This is a genomic window from Candidatus Protochlamydia sp. W-9 (genome assembly GCF_001950615.1).
In the GTDB taxonomy this organism is placed as follows: domain Bacteria; phylum Chlamydiota; class Chlamydiia; order Chlamydiales; family Parachlamydiaceae; genus Protochlamydia; species Protochlamydia amoebophila.
Genome location: NZ_BCPZ01000392.1, coordinates 1 through 21,958, shown reverse-complemented (window position 1 = coordinate 21,958; position 21,958 = coordinate 1). Strand labels below are relative to the sequence as shown.

Annotated in this window: 16 protein-coding genes and 1 tRNA gene; 8 read left to right on the top strand and 9 right to left on the bottom strand. The window is 34.3% G+C overall.

All coding sequences use genetic code 11. The annotated features are described in order from the left end of the window. Positions 1-70: 70 nt before the first annotated feature. A complete protein-coding gene (murA, locus tag BU804_RS10755; protein WP_075884060.1) occupies positions 71-1,468 on the bottom strand; it encodes a UDP-N-acetylglucosamine 1-carboxyvinyltransferase in 1,398 nt (465 codons plus the stop codon). Positions 1,469-1,647: 179 nt separating this feature from the next. Further along, on the bottom strand, positions 1,648-2,736 hold the full coding sequence (locus BU804_RS10750; protein WP_075884059.1) for a hypothetical protein: 1,089 nt from the start codon (positions 2,734-2,736) through the stop codon (positions 1,648-1,650). A gap of 178 nt (positions 2,737-2,914) precedes the next feature. Between BU804_RS10750 and ispF the strand changes: the two genes are divergently transcribed. Then, the gene (gene ispF / locus BU804_RS10745) at positions 2,915-3,394 is read left to right on the top strand and encodes a 2-C-methyl-D-erythritol 2,4-cyclodiphosphate synthase (RefSeq protein ID WP_075884058.1); all 480 of its coding nucleotides are present in this window, start codon (positions 2,915-2,917) and stop codon (positions 3,392-3,394) included. Between the two features lie 479 nt (positions 3,395-3,873). On the opposite strand, the gene BU804_RS10740 is transcribed toward ispF, so the two are convergent. Then, positions 3,874-5,028 carry a sulfite reductase gene (locus tag BU804_RS10740; protein ID WP_075884057.1) on the bottom strand — a complete coding sequence of 385 codons (1,155 nt, stop codon included), beginning with the start codon at positions 5,026-5,028 and terminating at the stop codon, positions 3,874-3,876. Between the two features lie 8 nt (positions 5,029-5,036). After that, positions 5,037-6,986, bottom strand: a complete 1,950-nt coding sequence (locus BU804_RS10735) for a S9 family peptidase (RefSeq protein WP_079988716.1) — start codon at positions 6,984-6,986, stop codon at positions 5,037-5,039. 346 nt (positions 6,987-7,332) lie between these two features. Here BU804_RS10735 and BU804_RS10730 point away from each other — a divergent pair, with 346 nt between their 5' ends. From BU804_RS10730 to BU804_RS10710, 5 genes are all read left to right on the top strand, one after another. Further along, on the top strand, positions 7,333-8,370 hold the full coding sequence (locus BU804_RS10730; protein WP_075884056.1) for a S49 family peptidase: 1,038 nt from the start codon (positions 7,333-7,335) through the stop codon (positions 8,368-8,370). A gap of 23 nt (positions 8,371-8,393) precedes the next feature. Beyond that, positions 8,394-11,069 (top strand): DNA polymerase I, encoded by a 2,676-nt coding sequence (polA, locus tag BU804_RS10725; protein ID WP_075884055.1) that lies wholly within the window; start codon positions 8,394-8,396, stop codon positions 11,067-11,069. Then, the gene (gene coaE / locus BU804_RS10720) at positions 11,063-11,674 is read left to right on the top strand and encodes a dephospho-CoA kinase (protein WP_011174772.1); all 612 of its coding nucleotides are present in this window, start codon (positions 11,063-11,065) and stop codon (positions 11,672-11,674) included. The genes polA and coaE overlap by 7 nt, the downstream gene beginning before the upstream one ends. A gap of 33 nt (positions 11,675-11,707) precedes the next feature. Then, positions 11,708-13,093: a transcription termination factor Rho gene (gene rho / locus BU804_RS10715; RefSeq protein WP_102035395.1), complete on the top strand. Its 1,386-nt coding sequence runs from the start codon at positions 11,708-11,710 to the stop codon at positions 13,091-13,093. A 168-nt stretch (positions 13,094-13,261) separates the two neighbouring features. Then, on the top strand, positions 13,262-14,146 hold the full coding sequence (locus BU804_RS10710; RefSeq protein WP_226996194.1) for a hypothetical protein: 885 nt from the start codon (positions 13,262-13,264) through the stop codon (positions 14,144-14,146). A gap of 203 nt (positions 14,147-14,349) precedes the next feature. On the opposite strand, the gene obgE is transcribed toward BU804_RS10710, so the two are convergent. The 5 genes from obgE to tsp form a co-directional block, all read right to left on the bottom strand. Further along, a complete protein-coding gene (gene obgE, locus BU804_RS10705) occupies positions 14,350-15,363 on the bottom strand; it encodes a GTPase ObgE (RefSeq protein WP_075884054.1) in 1,014 nt (337 codons plus the stop codon). 118 nt (positions 15,364-15,481) lie between these two features. After that, positions 15,482-15,733, bottom strand: coding sequence for a 50S ribosomal protein L27 (rpmA, locus tag BU804_RS10700; protein WP_011174768.1), 252 nt, complete (start codon positions 15,731-15,733; stop codon positions 15,482-15,484). Then, entirely contained in the window at positions 15,723-16,067 is a 345-nt protein-coding gene (gene rplU / locus BU804_RS10695; RefSeq protein WP_011174767.1) for a 50S ribosomal protein L21, read from the bottom strand. The genes rpmA and rplU overlap by 11 nt, the downstream gene beginning before the upstream one ends. Before the next feature lie 367 nt (positions 16,068-16,434). Beyond that, positions 16,435-16,507: transfer RNA gene (locus BU804_RS10690), tRNA-Phe, on the bottom strand. Positions 16,508-16,622: 115 nt separating this feature from the next. Next, positions 16,623-18,638, bottom strand: a complete 2,016-nt coding sequence (gene tsp, locus BU804_RS10685) for a tail-specific protease Tsp (protein WP_079988715.1) — start codon at positions 18,636-18,638, stop codon at positions 16,623-16,625. Between the two features lie 1,715 nt (positions 18,639-20,353). Here tsp and BU804_RS10680 point away from each other — a divergent pair. Further along, positions 20,354-21,079, top strand: a complete 726-nt coding sequence (locus BU804_RS10680; protein ID WP_075884053.1) for a segregation and condensation protein A — start codon at positions 20,354-20,356, stop codon at positions 21,077-21,079. Then, positions 21,076-21,780 (top strand): SMC-Scp complex subunit ScpB, encoded by a 705-nt coding sequence (gene scpB / locus BU804_RS10675; RefSeq protein WP_075884052.1) that lies wholly within the window; start codon positions 21,076-21,078, stop codon positions 21,778-21,780. Before BU804_RS10680 ends, scpB begins: the two co-directional genes overlap by 4 nt. Positions 21,781-21,958 lie beyond the last annotated feature (178 nt).

Genomic DNA, 21,958 nt, shown 5'->3' with positions numbered 1-21,958 from the left:
ATTTTAAATTATCGTAAATTTATTAGATTTTTTTAACATCCGGTGTTTGAAAACAAACTATTCATTTATTTTAATTCACCTGCAATTCGGCAAATAAAGGAAGTTTGGAGGAGTTTTCAGTCATCTCTTTTACGTTTTTTTCTTCTTCAACCAAACTGACATTGGCACCAAGATCAGCTAATTTACCAATAAAGTTTTCATAACCACGTTGAATAAAAGGAAGTCCTGAAATTGTACTTGTATCGTTAGCAATTAAAGCTGCCATAATATAAGCAAAACCAGCTCTTAAATCTGGAATGCGAATTTCCTTTCCAACTAATGGTGTTGCCCCTTTAATAATCGCACTATGACTAAAACTTTGCGAAGCAAATCGACATGATTTACCTCCCAGACACTGCCTAAAAGGGGTAATATCAGCTCCCATTTCTTTTAAAGTATCTGTATAGCCAAAACGATTTTCATAAACTGTCTCATGAACTACAGATGTGCCAGAAGACTGCGTTAATAAAACGACAAAGGGTTGCTGCCAATCTGTCATAAAGCCTGGATGAACATCTGTTTCTAGATGTAAGCCTCCTTGTAAAGGCCCATCATAGAAAAACTCAATTCCATTGCTACGAACATCGAACCCTCCACCTACTTCTCGAAGCTTATTAAGGAAAGTAATCATATTCAAATGCTGAGCCCCTTCTACAAACACTTTTCCCTTTGAGCTAATCGCTGCCATACCCCAAGAAGCTGCTTCAATTCGATCTGGAATGACTGTATGTTCGACTTCATAAAAACGGCGAGTACCTTGAATTCGAATTGTTCTATCGACATCAATTGTAATAATGGCTCCGAGTTTTTGTAAAAAGAGAATCAATTCGACAATTTCAGGTTCAATTGCAGCATTTTTAATGACAGTTACACCCCGTGCAGTGATTCCGGCTAAAATCGTATTTTCTGTCGCCCCAACTGAAGGATAAGGCAATGTGATAAGCGTTCCTTTCAAACCATTATGAGCATGCGCGAAGTAGGCCCCTTCCCTTTTCATTCCTCGATATTCAATGACTGCTCCAAGCTGCTCTAATGCTTGAATGTGAAAATCCACTGGCCGTTGTCCAATAGGACATCCTCCAGCTGTAGGAACTATAATATCTTGGTCTGTTCTTCCTAATAAAGCCCCTATCATCAAAATAGGAATGCGATTAGATCCCGAAAATCTTTGTGGAATATAAGAAGTTTTAAGTTCTTTTGTAATGACTTCCATGATTCCCGCTGAGCGATCCCATCTCACTTCCATGCCAATTTCTTGGCAAAGTGAAACTGTTACTTCAACATCCCCAATATTGGGAACATTATAAAAAATGCATTTTTTATCAGATAAAAGAGAGGCGACCAGCAATTTGGTCATGGCATTTTTCGCTCCGGCAGCTTTGACTTGCCCTTTTAAGGGAATCCCACCTGTAATTTTTAACACATCCATCCCTATTACCTATCACTTTTTAATTGAGAACAAGCTTATATCATTTATTAGAAATAATGTCATTAATCCGAATAAAAAGGATAATAAATTATTATAAGTCAAGGTAGAAATTTTCACTTAACAAAAAATTTTCTTTTCCAAAAGATGTAAATTATTTAGCCATTTTTTTTTTATACATATTAAATAACATCTAAAACAAGCTTTCTTTTAAAAAATTGGTAAGGAATTGTTTCCTGCTCTTTAAAAATTTCTAAAGGTAAAAGAGAAGGTTGTAAATCTTGAAGGGAGGCAAATCTTAACCGAATCGTTTGATTGGGGAACCATTTTCTTTGTAAGCGTAAAGCGACTAAAGACATTGTTTGTCGAGCATTTATTTCCACAACTGGATAAAGGTGGATTTTAGCTCCCGACTGATAGAGGAAAGCATCAATCCCTACATTTCCAAAAAAGCCTTTTTTGAATAAATCATCTAAAACTCTCTGTACAAAGTGATAATGTTCCGAAAGTTCTTTAAAAAAGTTTTTAAAAAGTTTTTTTTCATCACCGGCTAAAGTTCCTAAATACATCCCTCTTTGATCGGTTTCAAAGACAGTTGAGCCTAATAATTCATGAGATCCATTTGAATGAATTACCCACTGAGAACTGAAGTCAAAAAAACGCTCAAGCCAAGGTTCTGCAATAATGACTCTGCCAGCTTTCCATTCCTTTTCACAAAAATTCAACGTAGCTGGTGTTAGAGTCGATTGTTTGATCAACAGATTTCCTTTTCCAGATAATCCAAAACATGATTTGAGCACTTTTTCACCCTTAACTTGCTCAAACCACTTTTCTAACTGAACAAAATTTTCTATCAAAGCAGCTTTTGAAAGAGTAGTGTATTTAAAGCTATAAGCTTTGCTATTAATTTCTCGTATCATCTCCCAATTAATTGGAAAATGATAATAAATTTCTCTTTCTTCTGCCCAAATTTGAGTTTGCTGAGAAGCGCCCCAAACTCGACCAACCTGTTTTTTAAATGCGCATTTATCTTGCCAATTAACTAATTTGGCTAAAGGTTGATTTTTTCTCCAACTTAAATTGCGTAAATAACATAAGAATTGATCCGATGGAAAAGTGGAAACAGCAATGACATCATCTGAACAAGCGTATAAAAGAGGAATAAATTGAAGCTGTTGACATAAAGGATATTGCTCCCAATTTTGAGATATCATTTGCCTAGGGTTAGCCAATTCAAACTCAAAATCAGTATTATTCAAATAAACAGGCATAAAATATTTCTTTTTTAACTTATCATTACTTTAATTTATGGTAGCATGATAAAAGAATGTTTAAATTTTTCTCTTTCACTTTAAAGAATCCCTGTGAGAAAATTCCGTTTAATTCAAAAAATTCTATGAAATTAAAACCCTTAGCTATGTAAATTTCTGGTTATCTAAAGGAGATTTTATGACTGTGCGTACTGGTATTGGGCAAGATAGCCATCGTTTTTTATCTCAAGACTCATCTAAATTGTGCATTATTGGAGGAATTATTTTTGATGATGCTCCAGGTTTTAATGCTAATTCTGATGGAGATGTCGTATTTCATGCGATTTGTAATGCCATTACATCCTTAACAGGAATTCTTATTCTAGGAAATATCGCTGATGATTTATGTTTGAAAGATGGGATTACTGATAGTGAAATCTATTTAATCAAAGCGATGAAAACTCTAGAAAGGCAAAAAGTTACTCATGTTGCGATTACTATAGAAGGAAAAAAACCCAAATTTAAGCATCGTCTTCTTGAAATGCGCCAAAATATTGCTCGTGTCATGAACCTTGATATTACTCAGGTAGGAGTGACAGCGACTTCAGGTGAAGGATTAACCGATTTTGGATGCGGAGATGGGGTTCAAGCATTTGCTATTGTCACAACGACTGAATAATTAAAAAAATTAATTATTTTTTGTAACTACTAAATTTCAAACAAAATTGAAATGTTTTACAAATAAAAATGCAAACTTCCTCATCAACAATTCAAATTTTTTTTACTAAAAAAATATTGGCGTTACAAATTGATCAACAAGGAAAATCTGGTAATTCTAAATAGGTAGTGATTTCAAATTGCTATTGTTGTCAGATAAACATCTGAACAACTCAATAAAATTTTTTATTTTTTTTAAAAAAGGTAATGTTTTTTTGAAATGATTTTATTTCGGAGATTCTCAATGAACTGCTTCCGACATGCAAAACATTCCTATTTTTGTTTTCCGGGGCGAATCACGCATCATTTTTAGGAATGGTAGGTGGAATGGCAATTAGAGCAAGAGATGTCTATCGAATGCTCCGATATTTAAAAAAATACCATGAAGCAGTCTAAAATAAAATCTTGAATCACTACTTTAAAATAGTCCTGATCAAAACGTTAATACACATCTCTTAAATATTTTTTTTGTTGCCGTAGGCGTTTCACATATTCACGAGCTTCTTGAAAATCTTTTTTACCAAATTCTTGAATAATTGCAAGGAGAGTTATCTCAACATCCTTTGCCATTCTCTCTGCATCACCACAAACAAAAAGATAAGCCCCTTCTTCAAGCCATTTAAATAACTCTTCCCCATGTTCAAACATCTTATGTTGAACATAAACTTTTTCTTCCTGATCTCTCGAAAAAACGGCATCTAATCGTAAATGTCCATGTTGTTCAAATAATCGCCAATCTTCTTCGTACAAGAAATCTGAAGAGCGATTCCTCTCACCAAAAAACAGCCAGTGTTTTCCTTTGGTTTGGTGGTGCAGTACCCGTTCTTGTAAAAATGCTCGGAAAGGAGCAACACCTGTTCCAGGTCCGATCATGACAAGAGGAGCGTGTAAATCTTCAGGTAATCTAAAACTGTGAGAAGGCTGAATAAAAACCGGAACCTCAGGATTATGCAATTTCGCTAATTCACATAGATAATGAGTACAAACTCCCCTTCTTTTATGGCCATTTGTTTCATATTCTAAATGAGCAATTGTTAAGTGCACCTCTTCTCCCACATATTTCTGAGAAGAAGAAATAGAGTAAAAACGGGGTAAAAGAGGCATTAGCAAATCAGCAAGTTTTTGAGGAGTGAAATGCACTTCAACATGAAATAATAATAAATCCCAAACCTCATGTAAAGCCAAGTATGCTTTCAATGCTACTCGATTATTTTCATCTAAAAGCAGTTCTAATTGGTGTTTTTTGTCTAAATTTGTTTGCCGATTATATAACTCTTTTAAAAGTTTCTGACTTACGTCCGTGATATTTCCTTGTTTAGAAAAGAAATCTCTTAAAGAAATTGTTTCACCAGTTTGTTTTGATTGAATATATTCTTCACCACTGGCTCTTGCTGCAATCAATGTTTTATTAATAAGCTCTGGATCATGTCTGGGATAAACTCCAATACTATCCCCTGCTTCATAAGTCAACTGAGATCCTCGCAAATCAAGAACAAGATGTTGCGTATTTTTTTGAGATCCAGATTTTGATAGTTGGTATCGATTTCTAACCGTAGCTAAAAAAGGATTTTGTTTATTATATGTAGAATAATTCATAAAATCCTTTATTTTCTAAGAGTTTTCCAATCTTCGGCTGAAGAGGCGGGCTCACTTCTTCCACCTAAATACTTCACCAGAAAATCTTCTGCCGCAGCTGCAAATTTCAATCGATTTTCCGGCCTTGCGAAACCATGGCCTTCATCAGGAAATAATAAATATTCGACAGGTAAATTTTTCTCTCGCATCGCTTTAACAATTTGATCACTCTCTGACTGCTTTACCCGAGGATCATTGGCACCTTGCGCGATTAAGAGAGGTTTTTTAATTTGGTCAACTTTAAAAAGAGGGGAACATGCTTTTAAAAATTCGGCGTCTGTATCTAAATTCCCTAAACGAAGCTCCATTTTTGCTTTTAAAGGAGCCCAATAGGGAGGGAGTGTTTGCAAAAGAGTTACGAGGTTAGAAGGGCCGACAATATCAACCCCACAACAAAATTCATCAGGAGTAAATGTCAGCCCTACCAGTGTGGCATACCCACCATAACTACCTCCATAAATAGCTACTTTATGAGGATCAACATATCCTTGGTCAATCATCCATTGCTTTGCATCCAGTAGATCAGTGTGCATTTTTTTAGACCACTCTCGATTTCCCGCATTCAAATAATGTTTGCCGTATCCACTTGAGCCTCTGTAATTCAATTGCACGACAGCATAACCGCGATTAGCTAACCACTGAACAGTTGGATTTAATCCCCAAGAATCCCTTGCCCAAGGACCTCCATGAACAAGTAAAATCATTGGCAAGTTTCTAGGTTCTTTTCCAGACGGTAAAGTCAGGTAACCGTAAAGCTTCATTCCATCTCTTGCCGATAAGGAGATAGGTGACATGGCACTTAGAGTGAAATTCTCCAAGGAACTTTGAGCACTAAAAAGAAAGGTTAAAAATTTAGACTGTCTTTCATATAGATAATAACGAACAGGGCGCTGATCAGACAAAGAAGCAACAATCCACTTTTGATTGGCTAGATCTGAGTTAATGATCTTAAAAGGAGTATTTAATTTCGTTGATAATAAAGAAAAATCAATTTTGACGGCATTGTCTAAAGCTTTCCATTCAAACTTTTCCTTATCAAATCCTACTGCTTCAAGAGCATAAGTTGTTGGATGCGTCATCAAAGTGGATAAATCGTATACGGGATCATCCACAATTAAATTTTGTTTTCCTGTCGTCAGATCAACTAATAAAAGACCTGCCGTATTTCCCTGCAAACTAGAGATTAAATAAATTGATTGATTATCAGCTGTAAAACCGTAAACTTCCCCGTTAATTTCACTAGCATCAAGTTTCAAAAAGTCTTTCCAAGATTGATCTTTGCCCTCTCTTGTTCTAATTAGCATTGACCCATCATCATTATAAGATTGAGCAATCCGAATACAAAGATTGTGATCTGCCACCCATCTAATGACATTTGCCTGATTTTCCGTATCAAGCTGTAAATTTCTCGTTTGCAAATCGAGACGATATACGTCAAAGAGTTGAGGATTGCGCAGGTTCAATTGCACTAACAAATCTTGAGGGAATTTAGGATCGTATTGCACAATTTCAGCTTTCACGCCTTCGTATGGAGTCAAATCTCTTGTAAGATTAGATTGAATATGCGTTTGATAAAGATGCCAATTTTCATCCCCATCTTTATCTTGCTCGTACAAAATATGGTCCCCGTCAAATTGCCATAAAAATGAGCGGATTCCTCTTTTTTTATCTGCCGTAACTTGTCTGTCTTTTTCTGCTGTTTTTAAATTTTTTAACCAAACATTTAAAACGTTTTGGGCATCAGGCGCTAGATAAGCCAAATATTGACCATTTGGAGATAATCGAGGATTTGTTTTCTCAGGATTTCCAAATAGAAGATGTCTTGGAATTAAAGTGGTCGACTCCTGAGATGAAATTGTTGCATTTGTCATGCTCCAACCAAACAAACCCACTAAAATAATTAATTTCCAAACTCTCATAAAAAACCTACTTTTTTGCATCAGAGAAATATTTTACTGCCTTGCTTGATTATACTCAACTAATTGACAAGCAAGAAAAATAGTACGAAATTTAATATCTCAAAAAAAATTTATTCTTAGCAAGGCTCCTATAAAATATAAATGTTTTAAGATTAAAAGTTTATATTTATTTACAATAATTATTCGCAAAAGTAACGTTTTAAGTGTACTTGCGCATAAAAACAAATTCCTTGTTTACTTTCCTAAAAACAGGTAATTGTTTATAACAATCTTTTTTTATTTCACTCATCAACTAACAAGTAAGACAAATTATTTTATCACGTACTTGTAAAAAGGTTTGGTATTTATGCGCGACTCTATTTTTTACTCTGCTCTTAAAGCACTATTCGTCGCTTTTTGCGCTATTATTGGGATTTGTTTGGGCTTTTTGGCTATAGGAATACTGATAGGATTGTCTGGAACCTCAAAAGATAGCCAAATTAGCTTTGTGAATACAGAAGAAATTTTACCTAATGCTAAAGGTAAACGAGAAGTTGTGGCAAGTGATGCACCCGTCATTTTACAATTGAATATTGATGGAATCATTGGAACAGAAAATTTAAATACACAGACGGTAAGACAACAGCTAATCGAATCCCGGGAAGGAGCTTATAAAAATAATCGCGTCAAAGCCCTTCTTCTTTATATTAATACGCCCGGTGGAACTGTTGCTGATGCAGATGGAATTTTCCAACTGCTCGCTGATTACAAAAAAAAATATCAAGTCCCTGTTTATGCTTACATTGATGGTTTATGTGCTTCAGGAGGTATGTATATTGCTCTTGCAGCCGACAAAATTTATGCTAGTGACATTAGTTTGATTGGAAGTGTGGGCGTTATTGCCCCTACATTTATGAATGTCACAAAATTATTGGACAAATTGGGGGTTGAAACACTTACCATTTCTGCGGGTAAAGATAAAGACGCGATGAATCCACTTCGCCCTTGGAAACCAGGGGAAGAAGACAACTATAGACAAATTATTGATTATTACTATACTCATTTTGTTGATCTTGTCTCTTCTCATCGCCCTGCTCTTTCTAAAGAAAAACTCGTAAAAGATTATGGAGCTCATGTTTTTCCTGCTCCAAATGCTGTAGAAAAAGGGTATATTGACGTAAGCGGAGCTACAATCAGCGAAACCCTCAAAGAACTATTAATAACAATTGGTATTGATAATGACCATTATCAAGTGATTAGACTTGAAAATAAAGGATGGTGGAAAGGATTGTTTTCTTCTCAGTCCTCTTTGCTGAATGGGACAATTAAACATGAAGCTTCTGTATCTCCTGTCATCAACCTTTTGTTGCAAAATCAATACCTTTACCTTTATTATCCTCAATAAATTTAAGGCACTAATGATTTATCATGGATAAACTCTATATTCTAGATGCCTCTGGCTACATTTATCGTTCTTATTTCGCGATTCGACAAATGACCAATGCCAGAGGTGAATCTACCAATGCTCTTTTTGGTTTCGTCCGTTCAGTTTTAAAATTAATTAAAGATTTTAATCCAACTCATCTTGTAGCTGTTTTTGATGGACCTAACAACTCCCAAAAAAGAACAGAACTCTATCCTGCCTACAAGGCTCATCGAAAAGAGATGCCTAAAGATTTGCTTTACCAAATTTTATGGTCGCAAAGATTTTGTCAACTGATGGGGATTCCAGAATTAATGGTTCCAGGTGTTGAAGCTGATGATACAATGGGCAGCATTGCCAAATGGGCTGCAACCCTCAACACCACAGCGTATATATGTACTAGCGATAAAGATATGTGCCAACTTGTCAGCAACCAAATTTTGATTTTGAACACTTTTAAGGATAATTTAATTATTGATGCTAATGGTGTGAAAGAACAGTTTGGTGTGATGCCTGCACAAATAATTGACTACTTAGCAATAATAGGAGATGCATCCGACAACATTCCAGGCCTTACGGGCTTTGGACCTAAAACTGCTGCCGACTTACTAGAAAAATTTGGTTCATTAGATTATATTTTAGAACATCCTTTGGAAGTTTCAGGCAAAAAAAAACAAGACACGCTAATATCTGAAAAAGAAAAAGTTTTGTTAAGTAAAAAACTTGTTATTGTCGATACAACTGTTTCCTTTCCCAACCAAGAAGATTTTTTTAAATTAACATCCCCTGCTTATCAAAGCTTAAAAGAATTTTACGCGGAAATGAATTTCTCTTCTTTAATTCGAGAGTTGGAAGCTGTAAAAAGTGGGATTAGTTTTTCAGACCTAGAGAGTCAAAATGAGGTAGTTTATCAGCTTGTTAATGATGAAGAAACCTTAGCTAACCTTATTTCCTATCTATCGCAGCAAAAAGAAATTTGTCTAGATACTGAAACAACGGATCTTCGTCCTCTAGAAGCCCAACTTGTCGGAATTGGTTTAGGTGTAGAACCAAAGAAAGCTTGGTACATTCCCTTGAACGGGCAATTAAATGGTGATTTCGTTTTAAGTCAACTTAAACCACTACTTGAAAATCCTTCAATTGGTTTTTATGGACACAATTTTAAATACGATTATCATGTTTTAAGAAATCACAATATTTCTGTTGCAAATATAAGTTTTGATACGATTTTAGCCTCTTATCTTCTTAATTCTCATAAAAGACAACATTCATTAGATCATTTGGCTCTAGAATTATTTGATAAGGTTAAAATCGCTATACAAGAATTAATCGGGAAAGGAAAAAACCAGCTTAACATGAAGAATGTGGCTTTAGATAAAATATGCCATTATTGTTGTGAAGATGTAGATTATACCGTTAGACTTAAAAACATTTTGTTATCTCAACTAGAGGAGCGAAAATTAACTTCTCTTTTATTTGATTTAGAACTTCCTTTATTGTCCGTTCTTGCACAAATGGAAAGAAATGGGATTTTTATTGATACGGCTTATCTAAAACATTTATCCCAGTTTATTGGGCAAGAAATTCATTGCTTAGAACAAAATATTTATGCGTTAGCAGGAGAAATTTTTAACCTCAACTCTCCCAAACAACTCAGTCAAATTTTATTTCATAAACTTGGAATCAAACCCCCTAAAAAAATTGCCACAGGTCACTCAACAAATGCGGAAGTTCTAGAAATTCTCAAACATGCTTATCCCATTGCCGAAAAACTCCTCGAATATCGGACTTTAGAAAAACTTCGCTCAACTTATGTTAACTCATTACCCCTTCAAGTTAACGCTAAAACTGGACGTATTCACTGTAATTTTAATCAGTCTATGGCGGCAACAGGTCGACTGTCTTGCCAAGATCCAAATTTACAAAATATTCCTGTCCGCACTGAAGTCGGTCGTCAAATTAGAGAGGCATTTCGACCTGAAAAAGAAGGGTGGAGCTATTTGTCAGCAGACTATTCTCAAATTGAACTTCGTTTGCTTGCTCACTTAAGCGAAGATCCTGTGCTAATTAAAGCTTTCTTATCCAATGAAGATATTCACAAATATACCGCTTCTTTAATTTTTGATGTTCCTCTTCAACAAGTTTCCTCTGAACAACGTTATCAAGCTAAAGCAGTTAATTTTGGTTTGATTTATGGACAACAAGCGTTTGGCTTAGCTCATGAACTAGGAATTGATACAAAAACTGCTGCTGCTTTTATTCAACGTTATTTTGAGCGTTATGGAAAGGTCAAAGAATTTTTAGAAGCTTGCAAACAATCAGCAAGAGAGACTGGCAAGGCTGTAACAATGTATGGGAGGGAAAGACTGCTTCCAGAAATTAGAAGTCAAAATGCCATGATTCGAGCAACAGCAGATCGATTTGCAGTAAATACTCCTATCCAAGGGACGCAAGCTGATTTGATTAAAATGGCCATGCTAAAAATCAATAACCTTCTTATACAAGAAAAGAAAAAAGGATTTATGATTTTACAAATTCATGATGAACTTATTTTTGAGGTTCCCAACCAAGAGTTAGAATCCATTTCTCATTTAGTTAAGAATACCATGGAAAATATTATAAATCTAAAGGTACCGTTGATTGTTAATATCCATATTGGCAAAAATTGGAAAGAATGTTAAAATTAAGAAAAGTAGCCATAACAGGCGGTCTTTCATGTGGTAAATCTTCAGTTTGCCGTATCTTAAAAGAACTTGGGGCTTACGCTGTAAGCGCTGACGAAATTGTCCATCACTTATTGTCATCCGATGTAAACGTTAGCCAAAAGGTTGTTGATTTATTAGGAAAATCTATTCTAAAAAACAATCAAATCCATCGTTCTTTATTAGCAGAGCGAGTTTTTCAAAATTATCGACTTTTAACCGGTTTAGAAAAAATTCTGCATCCGGCTGTGTATGGCGAAATAGAACAACAATATCAAAAACAACAGGATAGCAAAAATCAGTTTCCTTTCTTCATTGCGGAAGTTCCCCTCTTATATGAAAGTGACGGTGCAAAATTTTTTGACACTATTATTTCGGTTGTTGCTGATCCAGAAATCAGCCTTCAGAGATTCAAAACACATACTCATAAGAGTGAAAAAGAGTTTCAAAGCAGAATGGCAAGGCAGATATCGCCATTAGAAAAAGCTATTCGAGCCGACTATGTCGTCTTAAATAATGGAACTTTATCAGAACTTCAACAATCCCTGAGAGAATTATACCAAGAATTAAAAATATATATTTAACTATTAACCATTTACATTGGAGTCTTATTTTTAATGGACCCAGAGAACAAAGAGAACACTTCAGTTGATACCTCGTTGACATGTGAGGACAATTCAGTTGATAAGCAAAACTCTGAACAATATCATCAACAAATTGTTCAGGAAAGATCTCAACAACCTGAGATAATTACTAAAATTGCCGATATCCAACGGATGAATATTGATCAGCTCAATCAATATGGCAAAAAAATTGGCCTTAAACACCTTGGCTCTTTAACTAAGTCTCAGATGGTATTTGAAATTGTCAAAGCAATCTCTGAAAATCCAAATGAAGTTCTATATGGAGAAGGTGTTTTAGAAATTCTTCCAGATGGTTTCGGTTTCCTTCGTTCTCCTAACTATAATTATCTCCCTTCGGCTGAAGACATTTATGTTTCTCCTGCACAAATTCGGCGATTTGATTTAAAAAAGGGTGATACTCTTTGTGGAACAATTCGACCACCAAAGGATAAAGAGAAATATTTTGCATTACTCAAAGTCGATAAAATCAATGGTCGACCACCAGAAAAAGCAAAAGAGAGAATCTTATTTGAAAATTTGACCCCGCTTTATCCTAATGAACGAATGGTGATGGAAACATCCAAGGAAAAGTTATCCACACGAGTATTAGACCTAGCCGCTCCTGTTGGTAAAGGTCAGAGAGGTTTAATCGTTGCTCCACCAAGATCAGGTAAAACCATTCTTTTACAAAATATTGCCAACGCGATCGCTTGTAACAATCCTGAAATTGTACTAATCGTTTTGCTTATCGATGAACGCCCCGAAGAAGTAACAGACATGCAACGTATTGTGCGCGGCGAAGTCATTTCTTCCACTTTTGATGAACCTCCTGAAAGACACGTTCAAGTTGCCGAAATGGCGATTGAAAAAGCCCGTCGCTTGGTGGAACATGGAAATGATGTTGTCATTCTTTTAGACTCGATTACTCGTTTAGCGCGCGCTTATAATACTATCCAACCACATTCTGGTAAAATCTTAACAGGTGGTATTGATGCAAATGCTTTACATAAACCTAAACGTTTCTTTGGAGCTGCTCGTAATATTGAGCAAGGCGGTTCTCTAACAATCATTGCAACGGCTTTGATCGACACAGGTTCGCGCATGGATGAAGTCATTTTTGAAGAATTCAAAGGAACTGGTAATATGGAATTAGTGCTCGATCGTCGCTTGGCTGATCGTCGCATTTATCCAGCTATTGATTTGATTAAGAGTGGAACTCGTAAAGAAGAGTTACTTTATCATCCTAATGAATTAGAAAAAATTTATCTTCTTCGTCAAGCTGTTGCCGACTTAGCTCCGGGAGATGCAATGAATCTTTTATTAGGGCGCTTGAAAAAGACAGGTAGCAATGTGGAATTTCTTCTCTCCATGAAAGATTAATCTCTCAAAGGGTCTGAACTTTAACTTCAGGCCCTTTTCATAAAATTTCTCTCCACAAATAACGATTGTTTACATTCGATTTTGAAACAAAATTAATCGATGACATTGACGACAAAAACCTGTCTTATTATGCTTTCCCATATCTCTTAACAGAAAATGGAGTGAAGTATGAGTAAAAAAGAACAGCATAACCAATCGCCTTTTTTTCGTCCCTTTTTAATTATCTTATTAATCGCTGCATCTGCTGGTGGTTGGTGGGCTTGGGAAAACAGTACATTAGTAGCAGACTGGAAAGATCGCCTTTTGCATTACGTGGATAATCAAGATATCTCAACCCTTGAATCCAAGTATTCTCCCGAACAAATTATTAATACTCATCGACAAGAACTAGTCGATAGTGATCGTAAAACACTTCAAGAACCCATTCAAAAATATTACCCCTATCTACTTTTAGATGTGAAATACACAGAAGATCAAAGGCCTCGAGAAGGAGTTGTTCTTTGGGGATTAACTAATGGAGAAATTGTTCTTAATAGTGATACATGGGAAACGACACATGGGTTTAAAGATTGCTTAGATTGTGGAGCTTCTAAAAATGATTTTAAAATTATCCAAGCTCTAGCTCGACGTCAAGGAGCTTTAACCATAGATGAACTTCAAAAAGAATTAAAAATTGAAAAAGAAATTTTTGAACCTTGGATTGAGAGTGCTAAACAAAAACATCTTATTATCCAAAAAGGACAAATTTTACAGCTTCATTTTGAAAATCCACGTTTTTTAATCCTTCCTCAAACCAGGCTAAAACAGCAAATTGTTTCAAAACCTGTTACTAATGATCAAAAAGCTAGCAAAACTTATACACGCAATCAAATCGTCAATTTAGCTCAAGTGGCTTTTGGAAACGATTTCAAAATTAGAAATGAAAAAGAAATTTTCTTACCTGTTTACCGTTTTGAGGTCCTTAATCCAGACGGTTCAATTTCAGCATCAGAATGGAATGCTTTGACTGGCCAACCTTTTCAACCTGCTTCATTTAGTCAGCGAGTGCAATAGCTAAATGGAAACTCAGCAAATTTTTATGAGTCAAACCTTTTCAAGGTTTGACTCATCATAAACGATCTTCGTTAAAATTTAATTCTAAGAAATAAAAAATAGTTTTTTAAAAAAAATATTTCAAAACAAATTTTACCATTTTTTGAATTAGCAAAGATTAATATTTCGTATTGTGCTTTTACCAAGCAAGAACTAAAATCTGACTAATACTCGATTTCTTTTTTCTGAGAAAGGCGTTGTGTCATTTTTTCAATTAACTCTTGTAAACCTTCGCCATAAACAGCTGAAATTTTAAAAAGCATATCAGATGAAATAGAGAAGTTTTTTTCAAATTCTTGAATATGAGAAGGCGAATCTTCTGTATCTATTTTATTTAATACCACTAGATAGGGCCTTTCTAATAATTCAGGATTATAAGCTCCAATTTCTTCACGGAGAATTCGAAAATCATGAGAAGGGGTTCTTCCATCAATGCCTGATGCATCTAAAATAAAAATAAGAAGTTTAGTCCTTTCAATATGCCTTAGAAACTCTAATCCCAAACCTCGATTATGGCTAGCTCCTTCAATAATTCCTGGAATATCAGCAATATAAATGCGTTTATAATTATCTAATTCAATAAATCCCAAGTTAGGTTGTAGTGTAGTAAAAGGATAGGCTGCTACTTTCACTCTCAATCCTGCTAATGAGGAAATCAAAGTTGATTTACCTGCATTTGGAAAACCAACCAATCCTACATCTGCAATTAGCTTTAGCTCCAGCTCTATGTGATGAATTTCACCAAGTGTTCCCTCTGTACAAATATTAGGAGCTTGATGAGTAGGGGTCTTAAAGCTGTCATTTCCTCTTCCTCCTCTCCCACCTTTGCAGAGCACAAATTTTTCTTTATCTTCTACAAAGTCATGTATGACTTTACCTGATTTGGCATCTTTGAGGAGGGTACCACAAGGAACTTTCAAAATTAAATCTGCTCCATTTTTTCCCTGGCGGCAATTTCCTCCTCCATCTCCTCCACTCTGAGCTTTTAATATGCGACGATGGCGAAACCAATCCAAAGATGAAATTTGGGTATCTGCTTCTAAAATAACAGAACCTCCTCGCCCCCCATTTCCTCCAGCCGGACCACCTTTAGGAATATATTTTTCTCTACGCCATGCCACAACACCATTTCCGCCTTTGCCAGCTATCAATTCAATGATTACACGATCAACAAACATGATCCCTCTAGGAGTAACAATAAGTAATTAATATAAATTTGACAGATAAAGAAGAAAAAACAAAGAAAGTTTGAAACCTAGTTAAGCTAGGTTTCAAATCAAAAGAATCGAGAGGAGATTATGCACCAGTTTCGATTGAAATATAAGTTTTGTTAGACTTACGAAAGGCTACAACTCCATCTGCTAGGGCAAAAAGAGTATCATCTGTTCCACGGCCAACATTTTTAGCAGGATGCCATTTTGTACCGCGTTGTCTAACAAGAATGCTTCCAGCTCTAACAACTTCGCCTGAACCAACTTTGATTCCCAAACGTTTTGAATGAGAATCTCTTCCGTTACGGGTTGACCCTTGACCTTTCTTATGAGCCATGATTTCCTTCCTTTCCTTTACGCTTGCTTCCAATACCAGTTATTTTAACACGTGTATAGTGCTGGCGATGACCCCACTTACGACACTGATTATGACTAGGCTTGTATTTTAAGCTTGTCACTTTTTCCCCTTTAACTGTTCCTACCACTTCGCCGTAAACAAGAAAATTTGGAATACCCGGTTTGCCAATCTGTGTCTTCGCACCGTCAAAAGCGAATAAGACTTCTCCAAACTCAACTTGAGCGCCTGGGTCGGTATTGAGCAGTTCTACATCAATGATGTCTCCTTCTTGGACACGATACTGCTTTCCACCTGTTTTAATAATGGCGTACATTGTGAACCCCTTAACAATAAATAATCAGTCTTCTGATGTTTAAAAAATCAATAGAAAACGAAGTTTACCCTAATTATCGTTTGAAATCAATCAGAAAAAAACTTTCATCTAATTTCAACACGTTTATTATTTTTCTCTTAGCCGATCATAATATTTTAAATATTTGTCACTTACATTGCACTAGATTGCTAACGAAAAAACTAAGCTTCCGATTCCAAGTTAGTTAAAAAAACATTTCCTTATCTCAATTTAACGGAATTTGCATTTTTAACAGTCAGACTCAAATTTTCTTATTTTTCATTCATTATGGCAGCCATAATATAAGTATAAAAGTCGAGAGTTGACTAATGAGTGAAATAAAGAAGAATGGCCAGAACTGGAATCGAACCAGCGACACAAGGATTTTCAGTCCTCTGCTCTACCGACTGAGCTATCTGGCCAAACTTAAAGAAAGTACTTTATTGAATGGTTGTTTTTTGTGCAACGTTTTTATATAAGTTTCTTTTCTTACCTTTTATCAAGCCTCCTGAATCTGTATCAGGAGGCTTGACACCTCTATTTTTTCTTTTCAATAGAATAGAGAACAATCATATCTTTGATTACGTTGACAGCTTCTTGCATTTGCAAATCGTCAACCCCAAAATTCTTAGCTTTTTTCCCAGTTGATAACCATTCCGACTCTTCATCTTGCTCTTCATTTTCTAGATCAAGCGCTTTTCCTTTTAGAAATAATTGATAGTTTTTATTATGCGCTAGTCGATATTCGCTATTTTTTCGGAGTGTGGGAATTAAATCTTTCCATTGATCAGTACGTTTCTGAATGGTTGGAACATAATATTTCAAATACCACGATTTAACATCCGGAGCGATGTCAGATAAGTTGTCTTCATAAGCATCAGAAATGAAGTCGGAAGTGAGAGAGCTAGAATCTACTTCCCCAATATTTTTAAGACTCCAAGGTCCAGGAGCTATGACATCGGCTTTTACCCCATTTTTTTGAGGAGTCTTTCCAGAAACTGTATAATATTTTCCAACTGTTACTTTAAAATAAGACGTACTTTGATCATCGGTTACGGTTTGGGTTTGAATGGTCCCTTTCCCATAGGTATGCTCATCCCCAACTACAATGGCGACACCATAATCTTGTAATGCTTGAGCCACAATTTCTGCAGCAGAAGCCGTAGCTTTAGAAATCAAAACAACGAGAGGTCCATCGTAAGCTATTTTTCCATCCACATCGCGATAAAAGCGCTCTTCACCAGTGGAGTACTTAGAAATAACAATGACCCCGTTAGTAATAAAAAGGCCTGCTACTTTAACAGCTTGCGAAAGAAATCCGCCACTATTTTCTCGAAGATCTAAAATCAACCCTCTTAAATTACCTTTTTTTTCTAATTCTACAATCGCGTCTCGAACATCTTTTTCACTGGAAATTCCATTTCCTTGATAAAAAGAATGAAGGGTAATTTTGCCAATAATTCCATTGCCAAAAGTCTCTTCGCTAACATCAACTCGATTATTGTTTAAAACAATTTCTTCTTTTTGAAGTTCTACTTTAAAAATTTTATCTTCTATCTTATCTTTTTCTTTTCGTTTGAAAGACAGCTCTACTTGTGCTTGTTTAGATTCATGCAACATTTCCATGACTTTATCAAAAGAAAGTTTTTCTGTTGAAATTCCATCTACTCCTAGCAAAATATCTCCTGCCTGGATAACTTCACTTTTTGCGGCTGGCCCACCCTCTAACATTCGAGATACAATAATTTTATCTCCTTGATCGCGTAAAATCAGTCCAATTCCTTGAAATTCTTTTTGCAATCGAACTTTCATGTCATAAGCTTCGTGAGTTTGATAAAAAGTCGTGTGAGAATCTAAACTATTCGCAAGGGCTTTTAAAATATGAATCGTCAATAAATTATCTTGTTGTGCGTAAGATAAAGGTTTTCCCTGATCATCTTGATAAAGATATTGATTTTCGAATTCTGTTAAATGATTTTCATAAGTTTTCAAAACAAATTCTTTTTTAGAACTTGTAGAAAGCTCTCCATGACGACTTTTATATAGGCTAATAAAATTTTCTAAATTTTTTAGCAGCCGTTTTTTTAATTCTTTTTCATCCTTAGCAAATAATCTTTCTTCAATTTTTTGAATCGAGGGCCTTGTTGTTTGAAACAAGGCTTCTTTATCTTTAATTTCTATTTCATGACGAAGTTTTTTTGAACGCTCAATAGCATTTTGAAAAACTTTGTTTATTTGCTCAAAAAATTCAAAATCGTTTTGTTTATATTGTTCCACTAATTCATCAAGTTGCTTTTGAGATAAATGCGCATAAGGAGCTATTTCGCTCTCTAGTAGGTAAATACGTTCAGGATCGAATTGATTAATAAAAATCGCTATAGAGCTATTCAAAATTTTACTCGTCATGGTTCGCTTATCGACATGCTGGCTTAAAATCTGGCTCATGATTCGATCGATATCACTAGATTTTAATAAATCTTGCTCTCGAGCTTCTATAGAAACTAAGATAGTCATCAAAGTTACAAACCATAGCTTCAACCAATTTTTATTCATAAATAACGCTCCTTAAAACAGCTATTTTTACCAAAAGGGAATGATCATTGATTTTTAAATCTTATCCATTCTCAATTCAAAATTTCCAGTATATTCAAATGTGATGGATTTAAGAGATCGGCAAAAACTTTAGGTATCTTTAAATTAGCCAAAATATCTACCAAAAGCGAGTTATGCAAGAAGTCTATTAAAACAACAATCGTTTTTTTTGGAGTATTTATTAAAGTTAATTTTTATATACAAATAAATAAAAAAATTGACACTTTAAAATTTAAAATAGAATTTTATAAATTATAAACAATGAAAAATATAGAGAAAATCAATTTTATAATAATAATTTAACTGATAATTTTCTTACTATAATTCATTGAAAAATATCGTAACATTTAGCTGCTGGACAAACTAAAAATCCTAACTTTTTTTCACTCTAATAAATTAAATAAAATATTAGAAAATATATTACTATTAATGAAAATAATACCATTTTATGTAATGATTTAAGAAACAAAATAAGCTTGGATTTACTGCCATTACCTTTCACCTGAATTTCTTTTAGATGCTATAGCCCCTATTCTTTAAACAAAACATATTCAATCAAAATTTAATCATCTTTCTTCATAAAATTTCCCTTAAAGAACCGCTTAATCTATAATATTAAAATTCCTGTCGCTTTGAAATTCTCACATTAGTTATCAAAAATTCAGGCTAATATTCCTAACTATACCTAATTTTATTGAAGAAATAGCTATTCAAAAACAAATTATCAAAGAATTGGAATTAATACCTGAAACAATCAGTCTAATTTATTACATATGCGAGATTTTAATAAAGTCGCGGAAGAATTTAGCATTATATTTGTAGCATTTGGGGAGATTTTTATTGGATTCGTGTGTCAAAAACCTTTTATTAATTGGAATGATGATAGCGATTTGTTATTCCTTTTAGAAGAAAAAAATAGCCTATAAAATACTTAATTCGAATTTTATGTAATCAAACCCGAAATAAAAACTTTTGAAAAGTACGGTTTAAAACTAGCTGGTTATTGGAGGAAGTTGAACATTGTGTCTCATTGATTATCCTTCGTTTGCATATCCATTTTATCCGGATAAGCTTTCAATAAGACAATTTTGTTGTCCTTCTTCTGTAAATATTTTTATATCCAAAAAACTACATGTTCAAAGAATCGCATTTCATACAGAAGCAAATCCTTTTTTAATCGGTAATGAAGTTGTAAACTTGGGGAACCTTACGTAATTTTTAAATGTGAAAACCCCTATAGACTGAATGCTGTTTAACACAATTAAGTTGCTTATTATATATTCATTCACTTGAAGAAGTTGAAGGATATATTAGCCATATCTAGTATTTCGTGTGGAAAACACAAGTTGTTATGGGTACAAATCGCGTAGCATAGGAAAAGTTATTCGCCTCCACTTAAATTTAGCATTGATAATTATTTACTCGTCAAACGTGTTAAAATTTATTTTCAATCAGGCTGTAAAAAATTTCTTAGTTACTTTTATCTTTATTTTTTTTGATCCAATTAAGAAATGGCAGTTAATTTTTCGCTTTTAGCCAAATCTTTCACGATTAGACTCGCTACATCTAATTTTAGATACATGTTAAATATTTAAATCAACACAATCTCAGTAGCATAAGAAATCAAATTTAGGTATTTTATTCTGCAAATACTAAAAAAATATAGATTTTTGTTTATGATTCAAACTTACAATCGTTTCTCTTTAGAAAATTTTGAAGGACCGCTAGAGTTTCTCCTTTCATTAATTCAAAAAGAAGAAATCAATATTTATGACGTTTCTATTCAAGAGCTCACTCAACAATTTCTAGAAAAATTGAAAGAATGGGAAACTCATTATTTAGAAAAAGGAGCCGAATTTGTAGGAAGCGCTTCTTATTTAGTTTGGTTGAAAAGTAAAATGTTGCTACCAATTGAGGAACTTTCTTTAGAAGCAGAAACAGTTCAGGAAGATCCTCATTTTGAAATTATTCATCACCTTTTGGATTACTGTCGTTTTAAGCAAGCTGCTAAAGAACTTTCAGCCAGACAGGATAAGCAACTAGCCTGTTATTTCCGGGGAACTTCAAAGAATGCGTGGAAAAAGCCTTTGGGATTAAAAGATATTTCACTAGAAGAATTATCAATTTTATTTAAGGAAATGGCCAAACGTGCAGAACAAGTGAAAGGAAAAATTTTAGAAGAAAATTGGCGTGTAAGCGATAAAATTCGCTTCATAAAATTACAACTACAAAAACAATCTTCTTTTCCTTTTGATTATTTATTTTTATCAGATATGCCTCGCTTAGAATTAATTGTCATCTTTTTAGCTATTTTAGAATTGATGAAAATTGGAAGTATAGGTATTGGCAAAAATCCCGAATCTCAGGTTTTGGTATATCTTAAGCAAAAGGATGATAAATGAGTAAAGAGTGGAATTTTTTTCAGGCTGAATTTGCTTTTCCTTCGTCTCGAGATCAAAAACCATCTCCTACTACTTCAACCTCTATTCATGAAAAACCCAATCTCAACGTTGAAATCTCAAATGAATATCATGAGCAAGAACCTTCTGATGAGATCGAAGAAATAATTCAACTCGATCATCAAATACAACAAACCATTAAAAAAGTCATTGAAGCACTGCTTTTCACAAGTTCCGACCCTCTTCCCCTATCTAAAATTCGTGAAATTACAGATACTCTTTATCCTTTACGACCTAAGCAATTAAGACAAATTATTAATTCTTTGAGACAAGAATTCATTGCTCATCAACGTGCTTTCAAATTGGAAGAAATTGCTCAAGGTTATGTCTTGCGCACACATGAAGAATATGCCCCCTATTTAGATATTTTACATCGGCAAAAAAGAACGGAAAAAATTTCTTGTGCTGCCACTGAAGTATTGGCGATTGTTGCTTATCGACAACCTATTACAAGACCTCAAATTGACGCGATTCGAGGTGTTGATTCTTCAGGCATACTTGCTCAATTAATTGAACGTCAACTAATTGAAATAGTTGGCAAACTTGAAGCCCCAGGTCGTCCCAGCCTGTATGGAACTACTAAAGAATTTCTCAAACATTATGGTTTAAAAGATCTAAGCGAATTAGAAAAAATTAAATCATAATATTTAAGTAAATTATTTCCATAAATCTTCTTATTATTTTTTTTCTAAAAATGAATGAACATTTAAATAAAATTTAATTAAACTAATATTATTAAATTAAAATATATATTTATTATATATTCTATTTTTATAATTTTTTAACTTTTATATAATTAAGGAAAAATTGAATTGATAGCCA

What these genes read in the sequence shown, in the direction of transcription:
- murA (WP_075884060.1), bottom strand. Translation starts at nt 1,468, where the DNA reads ATGGATGTGTTAAAAATTACAGGTGGGATTCCCTTAAAAGGGCAAGTC.
- BU804_RS10750 (WP_075884059.1), bottom strand. Translation starts at nt 2,736, where the DNA reads ATGCCTGTTTATTTGAATAATACTGATTTTGAGTTTGAATTGGCTAAC.
- ispF (WP_075884058.1), top strand. Translation starts at nt 2,915, where the DNA reads ATGACTGTGCGTACTGGTATTGGGCAAGATAGCCATCGTTTTTTATCT.
- BU804_RS10740 (WP_075884057.1), bottom strand. Translation starts at nt 5,028, where the DNA reads ATGAATTATTCTACATATAATAAACAAAATCCTTTTTTAGCTACGGTT.
- BU804_RS10735 (WP_079988716.1), bottom strand. Translation starts at nt 6,986, where the DNA reads ATGAGAGTTTGGAAATTAATTATTTTAGTGGGTTTGTTTGGTTGGAGC.
- BU804_RS10730 (WP_075884056.1), top strand. Translation starts at nt 7,333, where the DNA reads ATGCGCGACTCTATTTTTTACTCTGCTCTTAAAGCACTATTCGTCGCT.
- polA (WP_075884055.1), top strand. Translation starts at nt 8,394, where the DNA reads ATGGATAAACTCTATATTCTAGATGCCTCTGGCTACATTTATCGTTCT.
- coaE (WP_011174772.1), top strand. Translation starts at nt 11,063, where the DNA reads ATGTTAAAATTAAGAAAAGTAGCCATAACAGGCGGTCTTTCATGTGGT.
- rho (WP_102035395.1), top strand. Translation starts at nt 11,708, where the DNA reads ATGGACCCAGAGAACAAAGAGAACACTTCAGTTGATACCTCGTTGACA.
- BU804_RS10710 (WP_226996194.1), top strand. Translation starts at nt 13,262, where the DNA reads ATGAGTAAAAAAGAACAGCATAACCAATCGCCTTTTTTTCGTCCCTTT.
- obgE (WP_075884054.1), bottom strand. Translation starts at nt 15,363, where the DNA reads ATGTTTGTTGATCGTGTAATCATTGAATTGATAGCTGGCAAAGGCGGA.
- rpmA (WP_011174768.1), bottom strand. Translation starts at nt 15,733, where the DNA reads ATGGCTCATAAGAAAGGTCAAGGGTCAACCCGTAACGGAAGAGATTCT.
- rplU (WP_011174767.1), bottom strand. Translation starts at nt 16,067, where the DNA reads ATGTACGCCATTATTAAAACAGGTGGAAAGCAGTATCGTGTCCAAGAA.
- tsp (WP_079988715.1), bottom strand. Translation starts at nt 18,638, where the DNA reads ATGAATAAAAATTGGTTGAAGCTATGGTTTGTAACTTTGATGACTATC.
- BU804_RS10680 (WP_075884053.1), top strand. Translation starts at nt 20,354, where the DNA reads ATGATTCAAACTTACAATCGTTTCTCTTTAGAAAATTTTGAAGGACCG.
- scpB (WP_075884052.1), top strand. Translation starts at nt 21,076, where the DNA reads ATGAGTAAAGAGTGGAATTTTTTTCAGGCTGAATTTGCTTTTCCTTCG.